This is a genomic window from Dyella sp. (assembly GCF_035508675.1).
GTDB lineage: Bacteria > Pseudomonadota > Gammaproteobacteria > Xanthomonadales > Rhodanobacteraceae > Dyella_B.
In genome coordinates this window covers 35,579-50,684 of sequence record NZ_DATJMN010000364.1, presented here as the reverse complement: position 1 = coordinate 50,684, position 15,106 = coordinate 35,579, and the positions used below count along the sequence as shown (strand labels likewise).

13 protein-coding genes are annotated in these 15,106 nt (G+C 58.1%); 7 read left to right on the top strand and 6 right to left on the bottom strand.

Annotated elements, in window-relative coordinates; genetic code table 11:
* Window positions 1-2,242: S9 family peptidase (locus VMA74_RS19560; protein ID WP_325370058.1), on the top strand; the 2,242-nt coding region annotated here is incomplete at its 5' end.
* A gap of 80 nt (window positions 2,243-2,322) precedes the next feature.
* Here VMA74_RS19560 and VMA74_RS19555 read toward each other — a convergent pair.
* From VMA74_RS19555 to VMA74_RS19535, 5 genes are all read right to left on the bottom strand, one after another.
* A complete protein-coding gene (locus VMA74_RS19555; protein ID WP_325370056.1) occupies window positions 2,323-3,120 on the bottom strand; it encodes a siderophore-interacting protein in 798 nt (265 codons plus the stop codon).
* 6 nt (window positions 3,121-3,126) lie between these two features.
* On the bottom strand, window positions 3,127-3,789 hold the full coding sequence (locus tag VMA74_RS19550) for a PadR family transcriptional regulator (protein ID WP_325370055.1): 663 nt from the start codon (window positions 3,787-3,789) through the stop codon (window positions 3,127-3,129).
* A gap of 557 nt (window positions 3,790-4,346) precedes the next feature.
* Entirely contained in the window at window positions 4,347-6,128 is a 1,782-nt protein-coding gene (locus VMA74_RS19545; RefSeq protein WP_325370053.1) for a DUF2326 domain-containing protein, read from the bottom strand.
* Window positions 6,119-6,346 (bottom strand): ABC-three component system middle component 6, encoded by a 228-nt coding sequence (locus tag VMA74_RS19540; RefSeq protein ID WP_325370051.1) that lies wholly within the window; start codon window positions 6,344-6,346, stop codon window positions 6,119-6,121. Before VMA74_RS19540 ends, VMA74_RS19545 begins: the two co-directional genes overlap by 10 nt.
* The gene (locus tag VMA74_RS19535; RefSeq protein ID WP_325370049.1) at window positions 6,333-7,301 is read right to left on the bottom strand and encodes an ABC-three component system protein; all 969 of its coding nucleotides are present in this window, start codon (window positions 7,299-7,301) and stop codon (window positions 6,333-6,335) included. The genes VMA74_RS19540 and VMA74_RS19535 overlap by 14 nt, the downstream gene beginning before the upstream one ends.
* 220 nt (window positions 7,302-7,521) lie before the next feature.
* On the opposite strand from VMA74_RS19535, the gene VMA74_RS19530 reads away from it, so the two are divergent.
* The 4 genes from VMA74_RS19530 (at window position 7,522) to dcd (ending at window position 10,544) form a co-directional block, all read left to right on the top strand.
* Window positions 7,522-8,073 carry a hypothetical protein gene (locus tag VMA74_RS19530; RefSeq protein WP_325370047.1) on the top strand — a complete coding sequence of 184 codons (552 nt, stop codon included), beginning with the start codon at window positions 7,522-7,524 and terminating at the stop codon, window positions 8,071-8,073.
* Between the two features lie 83 nt (window positions 8,074-8,156).
* Window positions 8,157-8,594, top strand: coding sequence for a hypothetical protein (locus VMA74_RS19525; protein ID WP_325370045.1), 438 nt, complete (start codon window positions 8,157-8,159; stop codon window positions 8,592-8,594).
* A gap of 10 nt (window positions 8,595-8,604) precedes the next feature.
* Window positions 8,605-9,909, top strand: coding sequence for a hypothetical protein (locus VMA74_RS19520; RefSeq protein ID WP_325370043.1), 1,305 nt, complete (start codon window positions 8,605-8,607; stop codon window positions 9,907-9,909).
* A gap of 5 nt (window positions 9,910-9,914) precedes the next feature.
* Window positions 9,915-10,544: a dCTP deaminase gene (gene dcd / locus VMA74_RS19515; RefSeq protein WP_325370041.1), complete on the top strand. Its 630-nt coding sequence runs from the start codon at window positions 9,915-9,917 to the stop codon at window positions 10,542-10,544.
* A gap of 1,565 nt (window positions 10,545-12,109) precedes the next feature.
* Here the strand turns inward: dcd and VMA74_RS19510 are convergent.
* Window positions 12,110-13,177, bottom strand: a complete 1,068-nt coding sequence (locus VMA74_RS19510; RefSeq protein ID WP_325370039.1) for an alkene reductase — start codon at window positions 13,175-13,177, stop codon at window positions 12,110-12,112.
* Between the two features lie 101 nt (window positions 13,178-13,278).
* On the opposite strand from VMA74_RS19510, the gene VMA74_RS19505 reads away from it, so the two are divergent.
* Window positions 13,279-14,175, top strand: coding sequence for a LysR family transcriptional regulator (locus VMA74_RS19505; RefSeq protein WP_325370037.1), 897 nt, complete (start codon window positions 13,279-13,281; stop codon window positions 14,173-14,175).
* Window positions 14,176-14,309: 134 nt separating this feature from the next.
* Window positions 14,310-15,020 carry a DUF899 family protein gene (locus VMA74_RS19500; RefSeq protein ID WP_325370035.1) on the top strand — a complete coding sequence of 237 codons (711 nt, stop codon included), beginning with the start codon at window positions 14,310-14,312 and terminating at the stop codon, window positions 15,018-15,020.
* Window positions 15,021-15,106: the final 86 nt, after the last annotated feature.

Genomic DNA, 15,106 nt, shown 5'->3' with positions numbered 1-15,106 from the left:
CAGCCCGGTGCACGACCTGTATCGTGTCGACCCCGCCAGCGGCGCGGGCGGCAAGCTCGATGCGGCCGCCACCGCGCAGGCCGAGGGCCCCGCCGTGTACGACCGCGCGCATCGCTACGGCGCGTATGTCTTTCACGGCGACGTGTTCCTGGTGGACTTGCGCAGCGGCCGCCGCACGCAAGTGACGCGCAGCACCTTGCCGGAATCCTCGCCGCGCTTTTCCGCCGATGGCCGTGCGCTGCAATTCCGCGAAAGCAACAACTGGTATGTCTACGACATCGCCAGCGGCGTGACCGCGCCGGCTGCCGTGTTGAAGTTCACCGACGATCCGAACGACAAGCAGCCCGACGCGCTCGGCCAGCAGCAGCTCGACCTGTTCAAGGATCTGCGTGAAAACAAGCAGGACAAGGACGCGCTGCATGCGAACGAGCAGGCCTTGGCGGCCGTCGACCCCACGCGCGCGCCACAACCGTTCTATCTCGGTGACAAAGCGCAGCTGTTGGATACCGAACTATCGCCCGATGGCCGCTGGATGCTGGTGGTGACGCAACCGGCGCATCACGACGACGGCAAGGCGCCGGACGTGATCCACTACGTTACCGATTCCGGCTACACCGAAACCCAGCCGGCGCGCCAATATGTCGGTCGCAACGATCCCGCGCCGCAGTCGGTGTTGCTGCTCGATCTGGGTGCGCACAAATCGTACCCGCTGGCGACGGACGGGCTGCCCGGCATCAAGGACGATCCGCTGAAAGCCATTCGCGCAAAAACCGTCGCCGAGCTGCAGAAGGCGGGCAAGGATGACGCAGCCAAGGCCCTCAAAGCGCCCGACGTGCGGCCGGTCACGCTGTACACCATGGACAGCGGCAGCGCCGGCATCGTGTGGACCGACGATGGCCGCCAGGCCGCAGTGGAATTGCTCTCCATCGACAACAAGGATCGCTGGATCGCCAGCGTCGATTTTGTGCGTCACGCGCTGGTGCCGCAGCACCACTTGCACAACGATGCGTGGATCAACTGGCAGTTCAACGACCTGGGCTGGCTCAAGGACAACCGCACGCTGTGGTATCTCAGCGAGGAAAGCGGCTATTCGCAGCTCTACGTAAAGCCGGTGGATGGCACGGCCAAGGCGCTGACCGCCGGCAAGTTCGAAGTGAGCCAGCCGCAGCTCTCCAACGACGGCAAATGGTTTTACGTGCGCACCAATAAACTCGCGCCGTACAGTTACGACGTCTACCGCGTGCCGTCGAACGGCGGCGAGCTCAGCCGCATCACCCAGTACGGCGGCATGGACCAGTTCACCCTGTCGCCGGACGACCAGCAGCTTGCCGTGCTGCATTCCTCTGCCTACGTGCTGCCGCAGCTCGCCGTGCAAAGCGTGGACGGCGGCGCGCCGCGCGAACTCACCCACACCATGAAACCCGCGTTCACCGCGTACCACTGGATTGAACCGAAGATCGTGCAAGTGCCTTCCTCGCATGGCGCCGGCGTGATCTACGCCAAGTACTACGGCCCGGCGAACGAAGGCGATGCGCCGTCATCGCGCCCCGCCGTGCTGTTCGTACACGGCGCCGGCTACCTGCAGGACGTGAAAGAAGCCGCCACGTACTATCAGCACGAACAGCTGTTCAACAACCTGCTGGTGCAGGAAGGCTACGTGGTGCTGGACATGGACTATCGCGCTTCCGAAGGCTATGGCAGCGCATGGCGCACGGCGATCTACCGCCAGATGGGCCATCCCGAACTGGAAGACCTGCTCGACGGCAAGGCCTGGCTGGTGAAAAACCACGGCGTCGATCCCAAGCGCGTGGGCATCTACGGTGGCAGCTACGGCGGCTTCATGACCGAGATGGCCCTGCTGCGCGCGCCGGGCGAATTCGCCGCCGGTGCGGCACAGCGTCCGCCGGCCGACTGGGAGACCTACAACGACCCGTATACCTCTGGCATCCTCAACACGCCGCAGCTCGATCCGGAGGCGTACAAGATCAGCTCGCCGATCACCTACGCCGCCAACCTGCGCGATCCGCTGCTGATCAACCATGGCCTGATCGACGACAACGTCATGGCAAGCGATTCGCTGCGCCTGTATCAGCGCTTCATCGAGCTGCACAAGAAGAACTTCTGGATCTCGGTGTACCCGCTGGAGCGGCATGAATTCGAGCATGCCGATGCGTGGTACGACGAGTACCGGCGGATCAACGAGTTGTTCGAGACGTGGGTGAAGCCGGGGGCTTCACGCTAGCCGCAACTGCTCGCGTAGGTTGGCGGCGAGGCGCAGCCGAACCCCAACCTACGCGCAGTGCGCGAGTATGTCCAAGCACGTCAAGCTGCCTCATCCTCGCTTCCGTCCGCCTTCCAGTAGCCCGTCGCACGAATCCATTCCTTCGGCACGCCGCGTTCCTCCGCCAGATAACGCCGCATCGTCCGCACACGGCGCGATTCGGCGGCGATCCAATAGAACGTATCGCCCGGCAACGCCGGCCGTTCGCGCAAGGCGCTTTCCAGCAAATCGCTGCTGGCCGCATCGGCGCCATCGCGTTCCAGCCAGATCACCTCGACGTCGGCCTGCGAACGCAGCGGCTGCCGATCGGCGCGTTCGGGAATCTCGATCAGCGCCACCACGCGTACACCGGCAGGCATTTCATCCAGGCGGCGGGCGATGGCGGGCAGGGCGGTTTCATCGCCGACCAGCACGTAATGGTCGAAATCCTCGGCCACCACGAAAGACCCGCGCGGTCCCGCCACGCCGATCTGCTGTCCGGGCCTGGCGTTTTCTGCCCAGGTCGAGGCGGGGCCGTCGCCGTGCAGCACGAAATCGATGGTCAATGCGTGGTGCGTGGCGTCGTGTTCGCGCGGGGTGTAGTCGCGCATCGGCGACGGCTTCACGCCCGGCGGAAACTCCGGCCCATTCGGCCCTGGCGTGGGAAACACCAGCGCCCCGTCTTCATTCGGGAACAGCAGCTTTACGTGGTCGTCGGGCGAAGCGCTCACGAAGCCGCGCAATGATTCGCCCTGTAAGGTAATCCGCTGCATGTGCGGCGTCATGCGCTGGGCGCTCAGTACTTCCAGCTGGCGGATCCCGATCGAGTGCCGGATCGTGCGGTGTTGGTGTCGGGTCATGCGCGCTCACTTGTCACCCGGCTTGCGGCCGGAGGCGATCTCCGTGGCCGCGCGTTCGAGGATCTCCACCACGCGCTGCGCCTCGGCCTTCCAATCGCTGCCACGCATCAGCACCGCATGCTTGAGTGCATGCATGGCCTGGCGCACCGACATCGGTACCGACAGCTTGGCGAACAGCCGCGCACTTTCGCGCGTGCGCTCGATGATGGCTTCCACTGCCGGGCGTTGGGTGTCCAGGTAGGCGCGGCCTTCGTCGGTGATGGCGTAGAGCTTGCGGCCGCCTTGTTCGTTCTCCACCGAGGCGTAGCCCAATTCCTCCAGCATGGTCAGCGTGGGGTAGATGGCGCCGGGGCTGGGCGAGTACTGGCCGAGGAACATCTCCTCGATGGTGCGGATCAGCTCGTAGCCGTGCCGCGGCTGTTGCTCGATCAGGGCCAGCAGCAGCAGCTTCAGGTCGCCGTGGCCCAGCATGCGCCCGCCGCCGCGACGGCCGCCGCCGCCTTCCAGATCGTTCCAGTCGCCGAACTCGCCGTGGTGGCCGAAGCCACCATGCCGGCCGCGCCGGCCGTGGAAGCCGTACGCCTCGTCCCTGGACCCGCCGCCTTCACGCCAGCCCTCGCAGCCGCCGCCATGATGGCGGTGCATGAAGCGATAGAAATGCCTGTGCATGCGCTTACTCCGATATATCGAATTGGTGGAGAAAACGATATATCGAAGTTGTATCGAAGTGCAAGTCCCGTCTGCGGGGTCCTCGCCAGCCAGATTTTCGGGAAAGCAAATTCAGTCCGGAATGACCAATTTATGATTTCGCGAATGCATAAATTGGCCGCCGATCCGGAAACCGGCGAGAGCAGCAGCCGGTACTATGCGTTCAACCATAAATTGGCCATCCTTAAGGCTCAGGTCTCAGGGATCGCACTCGGAGTGGGCTCTTTAGCCCGCTAAATCGACTGTTTCTTACCGTCACCGCATGCATAGGCACGATAGACAGGTATAGATTGGGAATAAGGGCTACACCCAAGTCGGTGTCGTCTAACGGTGTCGCATCTTCTCTAACCCCGTCGCGACCACTTGACCCTATCGCAGGCTGGAGGAGTGACCTGCGTTGCCTAGGAGGCCACAGTGCTAGATGTCGTCCAACAGCTCTTGTCTGCTGGACGCGCTCTACGGAACCCTATGAGGAGGTTAGACAGCTCCAGTGACAAGCGGCAGCCGTGGACCATCCGCTAGCTGCGATTATTGCCGGCTCCCGATTCGTCGCTTGTGCCCGGAGCCCTCCCGCCACTTTCGATTCTGAACAACTTGTCGTTCTGTGAAAGCTTTACGACGACAAACCTTTCATCGTTAAGCTCAGGCGGAAGCTTATCGCGAAGAATCGAAGCCACGAACTGGATCTGGTTTGCGGTGCGCTCGACCAAGCTTCCGATGCGCGCCAATTGGTTGTCGTGCATTAGTTCTTTCTTGTCGTTCAATAGAAAGTGATAGCACGGTATTCCCTGATCGTCCGCAAACAACGTATAGGCAATATCGAAGCACGTGATCTCGCCTTGCTTTTTCCCCGAACTGAAGTTGTTCGTATTAAAGCAGCGGAACTTGTAGAGCTGTTGGCCCGTTTGAGTCTTGGCGCGATCGAACGTTAGCGCATACTTTTCGCCATAAAGCTCGTCGGATATTGAGGAAAAAAAACGATTGAATTTCGTGACTTGCTGATGAATTTTCGCGCTCGCGTCTTCAGAAAATAGAAGTTCATCGATATCGGCTAGTTTTCCTTCGATCTCGTCAATCGCTTTCTCCGACTCGAGGATCTGTTCGATCACTTTCGAAAATTCACCTCGTTGACGATGTCGATCGTTGAGCGCATTGACGATCATCTCCATATCTTCGAGTGCACCACTTTCGGTGATCTCGTTGGCATACCGCCTTTCGAGCGTTGCTAAAGAGGCAATCTGAGTTTTTTTTGCATTCATGGCTTCCTCAAGCTGAGGAAGATCCTTGGCTAGATAACGCACTTTCTCGTCGATCATCTTGTTGTGGAACGAGACCAGATCAGAAAAGGAGCGAGTGACGTCTGAGAGACGGCTAGATACGTCTTGATACAGCTGCTGAAGTTCATCGACGTCAACACCGGAACGCTGTGCGCGTACGTCGCTGACTGCTTCGGATACCAGCTCATGGCGGAGTTGAATGCGCGCAAGTTCAGCGGCAGCAACGCTCTTTTGGTATTTGGCATCACCGAGTGCGGCAATTTTCGAATCAAGGTTTGACGAGTGCTTGAACGCATTCTTGCGGCGTTCCAACGCTTGGATTTCGTCCAAGACAATGTTCAACGAAACCTCGTATTGCGACCGGGTGGCTTTCGCTTCGAGTCGCTGCTTAAATGCGGACTCGGTGCGAAGTTTCGTCATCAACTCTTGCTTTTCATTGCCGCGATCGAAGTCGACGCCCAGCAGGAAAAGATAGAGTGCCTCGTACTCTTCATCCCGCGTATAGGCATTAAGGGTCTTAAGGGTGTTGCTGACACTTGGCTCTTTGTAGCGAATGTTGTGCGAAATGATTTGAGGAAACGTCGGCTTATTGCCGTAGTGCCCAGGAAACAGGTGGTTCGTAAAGTACGCTTCAAATTCTTCCGCGGTATACGCAATGCCATTGATGCGGCGAACCAACTCCTTGCGTGGGAGAAAATTGCGCTCAATGACGATGTCGCGATCGGATGCTTGCTCGAACGACTCACACAGGCTGAGCCGGACAAGCACCTTGGTCTCCACGAGGAAGCGCCTGACCTCCGTATATTCCGCCTTGGCGTTTTCCAAGTCGGTGTAGATACGCCGAGGGTCAGTACCCAGGCACATATCGATGAGCTTCAAGACCGTCGTTTTGCCGACGTTATTGCCCGTGGTCTGTGCATCTTCGGTAGGAGTTTCGTCCACGATAAGGTTAAGACCCAAGTGAAATGGAATCTCCCGAATAATGCCGCCGACGTTTTCAATCGTTAGATGCTTTAGGAACATAGAGCGATCATCCCTTGATCGTCGAGCGTGATGCATTCGGCTAAGTAGAGCCAATCGAGAGACAGAACAAAAAGCGGCATGCCAATATCGGTCTCCGCTCTCGTTTCAACGAACAAGTCTAGCAAGGTGGCCGCGCGCATGCGCTTTAAGGTCTTGATAATGAGGGCACCGTTGTACATCAGCGTATTCTCGGGATGGACATTGTCAGGCAGCAACATGAACGGCTTCCACTGGATTCTCGAAGATCTTGCACCGGATAAACGCGTCCACCGCGAGAACGTTCACGCACAGTTGCAGTTCTTCATCAGGAATGGGTTGATAGTTGGTGCTCTTTTCAATGATTGAAGTGACATTTTCAACAACCTGAAAGTACAGTTCGTCGCCGCTGTATTGGAGCCGTAGCTTAAGATAGGTCATACGAAATGCATCTAGCACCGACTTGCTCTTGTTGGCGCCGAGGCTGTCGAATTCCGCGTAGATTTTGTCGACGCGCGCATGATGCAATTTGTAGTCTTCAATCACCTCGGCAGCCGCTGTCAGGTTATTGAACTCAATTTTTTCGTCTACATTGAATGCCGTCACTGGTTCAGGGAGTAAGACGCCCGCGAGGTTTTCTTTGGCAAGAATATTGATGACGCCGGCTACGTTGGTTTCTTTCAGGCGCTCATCGTCATCCGGCTCACGCAGTTCCTTTCGAAAAAAGTCATACACTATCCTCTGTTGGGTAAGAGGCATGTGCTGAATGGCTTTCAGGAGCGAGCCGATGTCGTGGATGTGCTCCGCCGGCTCAAAAATTAAAGCATGCGGATTGATATATGTCTCCGAGCGAAGATGCGACGCATCTTTGGAGATCGACATGAAGCGGAAGCCGTGGCCCTTGTATTTAGACAAGTCTTTGCAGAGCGACGCATTGACTTTCTGCTTAGTCGCAGTCGCGGAGACCTGGAGAAGCAGCTTGGCATCGTGATCAATCAAATCGATACCGTCGGCGTTCTGAACCAGCGCGTTGACATTCGTGAGCTGGTGGCCGTAGATAAGGTTGAGTAAGTTGGCGTAGAAATCTTCGCAGTGAAGATGCAGGTTAAGAATATTGAGCTTGCCCAGCATTTCGACCTGTGTGGCCAGTGTCGCTAGACGATACGAACATAGTTCGAAAATGTGACTGCGATTCATCCCCCCTCCTTGAGTGCCATCTTGGCAGCGTTCGATTGTGACCGCTTTGACCGCTCACTTCTGGCGGTCGAGTTGACGATCACGCGCCGGTCAACCTCGACACATTGTGCCAGTTAATTTGCTGGTGGAGGTCTAGTGAGGGAATAAGCAGCCTAGCTTCGCTGACGCTGATTTACTCGTTATTGACTAGTCTATAGTCCAGCACTAGACTACAAACATCATGGGGAAGCCATATGTTAAAAAAGCATTTACGATCCACGAAGTCGTGGTGCTGACTGGTTTCTCGAAATACATGCTCGACTATTTGGCTCGCGAGAAAATCTTCGAAGCCAGTTTGCCGCCGATGGAAGAGCGCCGACGTGGCAAACGTCGAGAGTACAGCTATGAAGATCTTGTTTTACTACGAGCCCTACACGCGATCTGCGCTGGGCGCGGCAAAATCCGAAATTTGAAGTCGGCATTGGTTGCGTTCCGGAAAGAGTTTGGAAAGATTTCTCCTGGGCAAAGAATCGCGCGCCATCTTGTCGTTCAGGGTGATGAGCTCTGTGTCGTGACCGCAAACGGAACGATGCGTCAATTGAGAGATGGACAGATGACTCTCTCGCTGGTCATCGATCTCGCCGAAGTGCGAGACGAAATCGACAGTCAGGTTGACTACGACGCACGTACTGAGAGCTTCACGTTAAAGTCAAAAACCGCCGCTGCAGCCAAGGCCGAAAAGGCCAAGATCTGGGAACCGATCGCCCAGCGGCGCCTTGCCACCGTCGGGTGACAGTTTTATCGTGACCCTCCCACCCGAGAATCCGCGAATCCTTGAGTCAGCACCTACGGAAAGCAGCCGCCAGGAGCAAATTCATGAGCATCACGTCCAGATACGAAGTTGACCATAGTTCTAGCCTTGCCAAGCGCTTCGCGGGGCTTGCTATGTCCTACATGGACGATCCGACTACAGTGAAGAATCCGGATGCGCAGGTTCCTCTTGAGAACCTCTTTCGTATCCTTGAGATGTATCGCTACGACGCTTTCGAGGACGAAGAGCGCAGCGGAGTGCTCGCGCTTGAGGGATTCGGTTCCCCGCTACCGCTCATGCGCGCGCAAAAGAGCTCTTGGCATACCCAAATTCTAGATGCGCTTGAGAAAGCTCGACAGGCGGCATTCCCATCGGAAACGAAAGATGTAGCAGTCCAGCGGCTCGAAGACGGCTTACGGCAGTTATCGCGCGAAGGCCGTATCGCAGATCCGCTGGCCAACTCTGTCCGTGGGTTTTTCACGACATTCGCAGCTTCGATCTGACTCGACCGATATGGTTGTCGCACAGGAATTCTTGCTGCAAGAGTGCAAAAACCTCCGCGACCTTCTCGACAAAACGCTCCGTTACAAGTACGAATATGCCGAAAGCCGCATTTTCTATGATGAATGTAGCGAGCGCCTCGCCAGTCTTGAGAGAGCCATCGGCGCCACGACTGATGCCGACGCGCTCGGCCATGAGGTAATTCATCTCAACGAGCTCGCGGACCTCATTTGCCGTCTAGAGCGCTCCTCGATTAGCGAGCATTCATGGCCTTTTGTACACGAGCTCAAGCGCATCGCATCTGCAATCTGCACAGAGGACACGCTCGCGGGGTCAAACACTCCCAATGAGATCTATGTCCTGGCTGATGGTGGCCTGCATACTTATAGGATCCACCCAGAAGATCGCCGGCCGTCTTACACGAAGAAGCGGCTTCTAACGATCGTTTTCCCAAAATCTCTGAAACATTTTGTCCTGCTGCACTCGATTTTGGGGCACGAGCTCGGGCACGCGATCTGGCGCTGCTCCAAGCACGGTTCAGAGATGCGGCAGCAAGTTGAAACACACATCAGGGAAGGTGTGTTCGCTTCACCTGCCGCCACTGCGGCCCATATCTACTCTCACTCAGCTCCGTCCAAGGAAAAAACATTTCTTGGCGCATGTGACCCTCAAATGCAGGCCACCACGTTATTTCAGGGTTTTGCAGATTGGAGGGCCTGGTGCGAAGAAATTTTGTGCGATCTGGTCGGCTTGGTGATTTTCGGGCCGTCCTTTGTCGCATCGGAATGTGAGCTGTTGTCCAGCATGAATCCTGCGATGACCGGGTTCGGTGCTCAACACCCGCCGACTGCATGGCGACTTAATTACTTATTGGACGGTGCCAAGATTCTTGGTCACGACGCACGACCGCCGGTTTCGCATCCGCTACGCGCTGACATTGACGCCTTTTGGGCTCATCTTGAGGACTTCCGAAGCACAGATCCGTGGTACAGCATTTTTACCGAAGATCAACTCCGGCGTGCACTTAACGGTATGAAAGCCCTACTAAGTCGCTATCCTCCAGCGGAATACCCTATCCCAACATTCGAGCGCCTTGAGCATCTTGTCCCGATGCTGAAACGCAAGATACCGCCCGTGGGGTTTCGCATAGCGAACGACGGTTCTCTAAATTGTGAAAATGTGGATTTTCGGCACATCCTCTTCAGCGGATGGATAACGAAGGCATCACAACCCACTATGCCAGTGGATAAAATCAATCAACTCTGCGAGCACGCAATCATGCAGCAGATCGCTGTCGACATCTCTTTGGCGCCATAGACATCATGGCTGCTTTGTCCCGCAGTTCCATCCTCGGCCGCCTAAAGTTGCCGGATAACCTCGTTATCTCGCCAATCCTCTCTGAAATCCAACTCGGCGATTCATCGGTTGATCTGCGCATGGGCACCGTCGCCTTGGTTGCTCGTGCAGGTGGACAGTCTACGGTCGACCCTGCTGTCCAGCTTGCGAACAACGACGTGCATGCATCAACAGAGCGGCGCGAGCAAAAGCACGAGCGCTTTGATGTTCCATTTGGGCACGCTTTCCTTCTACACCCTGGCAGCCTTTTGCTTGTACCAACCCTTGAATGGGTAAATATCCCTGCGGACCTACAAGGGGTGGTTACAGCACGATCCTCGTGGGCAAGAGAGGGATTGAACATTGCCACAGCGACGATCATCAACCCTGGCTATCAAGGTATTGTGACGCTGGAACTCGCCAACTTCGGCGAGATTCCGATCAAACTTTACCCCGGTCTCCGCATTGCACAAATCGCCTTCTACGAACTGCGCTCCGATAACCCTTCAGCTGATAGGAATCACCTCGATCAGAGTCAATTCAAGATGAGTTTTGAACCGCAGGCCGGGAAGATCTCCGATGGAGACGATAAATTTCTGCGGACCCACGCACCATAGTTTGTGCAATGCAGGTAGCCGGACCACCGGCGTAACATCAATGATATCGATGGCGATCGATCCACTTGTACCGTTCGGCAGCGTCAAGCGATACCGCTAAGGCGCGTGTACGTATAGTGCGGTCTGGAGCCATTGAGACGCTGGAGCAAGAAAATTTCTTGCGCGGATGGATGGGGCCAACATGACGCTGACTGTCGACTTCTGCGAAACCACCTCGAATTAGTACATTACCTTTCCGCGGCTGACGTAGTTGACGACTAGCCGCATACAGAACCTTGAAGCGTGATTTGCAGATGCCAGCCGGCTCTCAGGTAGATCTGTGCGAATACCAGCGATCGAGGGAAGCATTGAGGATACAGAACGCGGCGGCGGGTTTATTGGATTTACTTTTCGTTTAACCAGTTCACAGACCAGACCAGGCGCCTTTTCGTTCGCACGATGGCGTGGCTTGGGGAATGGGCGAAGACTGAGCCGTCTTCGCAGCTGCGGAACCTTCCTTGTAGCAAGCGCGCTTCTCGACTTACCGAACTGGCCGCTGGCGAGGAACCGAGGGAGCCTTAATACGCTCCCTCGGCTTTTTTCGGCGCTACTTGTTTCCGAAGTGATGTAACACCAGCGCGATCACCAAGGAAATCAGAAGGTTCTTACTCGCCTTATGAAGGTGTATGCATGCCTTCTGAAAGCTCGCGATTGCCTTCTCTGGTACGGATACCTCAGCTCTCAGCCGCACCAACCACACGCGGCTAGACTCCTTACGCAACATCTTCTTTCTCTTGCTGGACTTCATATTCAAGCCTGTCAAAGAGCGGGCGTGCGGGTGGACACACGGCACTTTGAACCGCCTAAAAACTAGACGGCACCTAAGACGCACGGATTGAATGCCACAGAGGGCTATGGGTGTCACTGATGGTCCGTCACAGACCCACGGGGATCTTTTGACGTCCGGCAGGCCGACTTCAAGTGAAGTTCCTGCACGGTACTAGGCTCTACCGACTATCCACCGTCGGTGCTTGAAGCCTAGCACACCTACCTCATCGAGGCACCGATTAGTGGGCAAGCTTCGAGGGCGCAACATGAAGGTGTGCACCAGAGCAATGGAACGGCATTTTCGAAACGCCGGCGCAGTTTTATTACTTTGGTGCAGACCTAGATGCTGGGTTGGTGCAATCCATCGGCAGTTTGTGGTCAAACCCAGCTACCGAAGGCAAGTTGTGCCACGGGCAACCATACGCATGAAGATCTGCCCCAAAGTAATAAAACTGCACCAACGATCTGCGCCAGCTTTCTCAAGAACGCGCCAGGAGCTCAGTTCAAGCGCTTTGAAAACGCTGGTGCAAATTGAGGTGCAGTTGGTGACGGTGGCACAAAATCTAGATGCCGGACTGGTGCAGTCCATCTGCCGCTTGTGGTCAAACCCTAGGTGCCGAAGTCAGCTGCCGATCGCTAAGGCACTCTTGGGTCAGCAAAGTTAATAAAATCAATGAGTAAGCAAAGTTTCCAGATTATGCTTTCGAAGAGCGGCCAGGATATGGTTTCAAGAACACGGAGCTATCCAGATACGGGACTCATCGGGTTTGCTCCAGGACCGGGTAGTCGACATAGCCTTGGGGGCCGTCGGTATAGAAGGTTTCGCGTTGCGGTGTATTGAGCGGCGCGCCGGCGACGAAGCGTTGGAAAAGGTCGGGATTGGCGAGATACAGGCTGCCGAACACGGCGGCGTCGGCACCGCGGCCCGCGATCAGCGACGCGGCGCTCTCCCGGTCCAGTCCCCCGCCGAGCAGCAGTGCGCCGTTGAACAGCGGCCGCACCAGCGCGCGGTAGTCAAATGCGCTGCCGGTCCGAGCGAGATGCAGATACGCCAGCTGCAACGTGCTGATCCGCTGCACGAGGTACGGGTAGGTTTCCTGCGGTGCCGCGTCGGTCACGCTGTTGAAGCCCATTTCCGGCGAGATCTTGATGCCGACGCGATCGCTGCCCGCTTCGCCGATCATCGCGTCCAGCACTTCAAGGATGAAGCGTGCGCGATTCTCCAGCGATCCACCGTAGCGATCGGTGCGCTGATTGGTCCCCGACGACAGGAACTGTTCCGGCAGATAACCAGAGGCCGCATGCAGTTCCACGCCGTCGAATCCGGCCTGCAAGGCGTGACGCGCGGCCAGCCGGTACTCGTCGACGATGGCAGCGATCTCCTCGGTATCGAGCGCGCGCGGCACGACGAAGTCCTGCAGCCCAGTCGCGGTGTATGTCTGGCCAGCGGCGGCGATCGCCGACGGCGCGACCGGTGTCGCCCCACCCGGCAGCATGCTCGGATGCGAGATGCGTCCGGTGTGCATCAACTGCAGGAAGATCAGCCCGCCCCGCGCGTGGACGGCATCGGTGATGCGCCTCCATCCCTCGATCTGCGCGGCGGAGTGGATGCCCGGCGTGCGAACGTAGCCTTTGCCCATCGGCGACGGGAACGCCCCTTCGGTGATGATCAAGCCGGCGTCCGCGCGTTGCGCGTAGTACTGCGCGGCGAGCGCGGAAGGTACGCCAGTGGTGTCGTCGGCACGCGAGCGCGTCATCGGCGCCATCACCAGCCGGTTGCGCAGCGTATAGCGGCCAATGCGAACGGTTTCGTTGAGCGGGTTCATGTCGATTCCTCGAAAGAGTGGAGTGGCGACACGATGAACTGATTCATAAGTGGGATAAAGGCTTAGAATTGAAATCACTGATCCACCCATGGAGCAATGACGTGGAACTGCTCAGCCACATGCACCTGTTCGTCGAGGTCGCACGTACCAAGAGTTTTCGCCGCGCGGCGGACGCCCTGGACATGCCGAACTCGACGCTGTCGCGTCACATTGCGGCGTTGGAGAAGAAGATCGGTCTGCGGCTGCTGAATCGCTCCACGCGCAAGGTCGAGCTGACGGAAGCGGGTGAGGTGTATTTCAAGCGCTGCCAGAGCATCGTGGAGGAGGCGCGGATCGCGCACGAGTCGCTCCTCGACGTGGCCGAACGCCCGACCGGCACGCTACGGGTGTCGATGCCCGCGGACCTCGCCACCGGTTATCTCGCGCCGATCATTGCGGACTTCGCCAAGGCGTATCCGCTGATCGCGTTCGAGTTCGATCTGTCGCCGCGCCCGATCGATCTGCACGCGGAGCCCTTCGATCTGGCGATCCGCATCGGTCCGCCGCCCACCACGCCGTCCACGCTCATCGCGCGGCCGATCGCGCTGCTGCCGCGCTATCTGTACGCATCGCCCGCCTATCTGCGCAGCGCGGCCCCGCTCACGCACCCCAAGGATCTCGACCAGCACGTGGTCTGCGTCGTGGAAGGCGCCGGGAGGTTGGGGCGCGCCGAGGGGACGTTCTATCGCGGCGGCGAATCGGTCAGCGTGACGATCGGGACACGCTTTGCGATGAACAGCGTCGCGCTGAGCCGCGCGCTGGCGATACAAAGCGTCGGGCTTGCGGTGCTGAACCATGTACTCGCGCTGGACGATGTCCAGTCGGGGCGCCTCGTTCGCGTGCTGCCCGACTGGCATCTTGCGCCGGTGCAGGTGCACGCGGTGACCGAAACCCGCCTGCTGCCGGCGCGAGTGCGGCTGTTCATCGATTTCCTGAAGGCGCAATTGAGCGAGCCGTAGCCAGGCGCAATGGCCCGTTTCGCCGGCTTGTCGCGGTGAGGTCATGCTCTTTTTCGCGGACCGGCTGCCCCTGTCGATTTCTGCGGCGCCCGTTCGTCGTCCCCACGAAGGGCCCCTCATCCGGAGAAGCGACCATGACCCAGAACCCCACCCTCGTCCCCGCCGCCGAACTGGTCAAACGCAACACCACCAGCCAGCCCAACGAAAGCGCCGCATACCGCCGCGCCCGCAATGAACTGTTGCGCGAGGAAATCGAATTGCGCCGCCACATCGAACGCGTCGCCCAGCTGCGGCGCATGCTGCCGCCGGGCGGCGAAGTCATCGGCGACTACCGTTTCCAGGGCGAAAACGGCCCTACTGATTTCAACGGCCTGTTCGGCGACAAGCAGACCCTGGTGGTCTACAGCTACATGTTCGGCCCGCAGCGCGAACAGCCGTGCCCGATGTGCACCTCGCTGCTGAGCGCATGGGAAGGCGAAGCGCGCGACATGCAGCAGCGCATTGCGCTGGCGGTGGTGGCGCGTTCGCCGATCGAGCGCCTGGTGGCGTTCAAGCGCGAACGCGGCTGGCGCCATCTTAAGCTGTACGCCGACCTCAACGGCCACTTCAGCCGCGACTATCACGCTGTCGAGGAAGACGGCAGCGATACTCCCGCGTTCAGCGTGTTCACGCGGCGCGATGGCACCCCCCGTTTGTTCTGGGCCGCCGAAATGGGCTTCGAGACAGCCGACCCCGGCCAGGACCCGCGCGGAGCGCCCGATCCCATGCCGATCTGGACCGTGTTCGACATGACGCCGGAAGGACGCGGCACCGACTGGTATCCCAAGCTCGACTACCCCGCGTAACGCGTAGATTGGGGTGAGGCACCGCCGAACCCCAACACCGCCATCTGCATGGCAAGCTTGGGATGCGCATACACTCACCACCAAGG

Bases quoted from the DNA above. Each gene is read 5' to 3' on its own strand.
- VMA74_RS19555 (WP_325370056.1), bottom strand. From the start codon at position 3,120: ATGACCCGACACCAACACCGCACGATCCGGCACTCGATCGGGATCCGC.
- VMA74_RS19530 (WP_325370047.1), top strand. From the start codon at position 7,522: ATGGGGAAGCCATATGTTAAAAAAGCATTTACGATCCACGAAGTCGTG.
- VMA74_RS19525 (WP_325370045.1), top strand. From the start codon at position 8,157: ATGAGCATCACGTCCAGATACGAAGTTGACCATAGTTCTAGCCTTGCC.
- VMA74_RS19520 (WP_325370043.1), top strand. From the start codon at position 8,605: ATGGTTGTCGCACAGGAATTCTTGCTGCAAGAGTGCAAAAACCTCCGC.
- VMA74_RS19510 (WP_325370039.1), bottom strand. From the start codon at position 13,177: ATGAACCCGCTCAACGAAACCGTTCGCATTGGCCGCTATACGCTGCGC.
- VMA74_RS19545 (WP_325370053.1), bottom strand. From the start codon at position 6,128: ATGTTCCTAAAGCATCTAACGATTGAAAACGTCGGCGGCATTATTCGG.
- VMA74_RS19535 (WP_325370049.1), bottom strand. From the start codon at position 7,301: ATGAATCGCAGTCACATTTTCGAACTATGTTCGTATCGTCTAGCGACA.
- VMA74_RS19540 (WP_325370051.1), bottom strand. From the start codon at position 6,346: ATGTTGCTGCCTGACAATGTCCATCCCGAGAATACGCTGATGTACAAC.
- dcd (WP_325370041.1), top strand. From the start codon at position 9,915: ATGGCTGCTTTGTCCCGCAGTTCCATCCTCGGCCGCCTAAAGTTGCCG.
- VMA74_RS19550 (WP_325370055.1), bottom strand. From the start codon at position 3,789: ATGCACAGGCATTTCTATCGCTTCATGCACCGCCATCATGGCGGCGGC.
- VMA74_RS19500 (WP_325370035.1), top strand. From the start codon at position 14,310: ATGACCCAGAACCCCACCCTCGTCCCCGCCGCCGAACTGGTCAAACGC.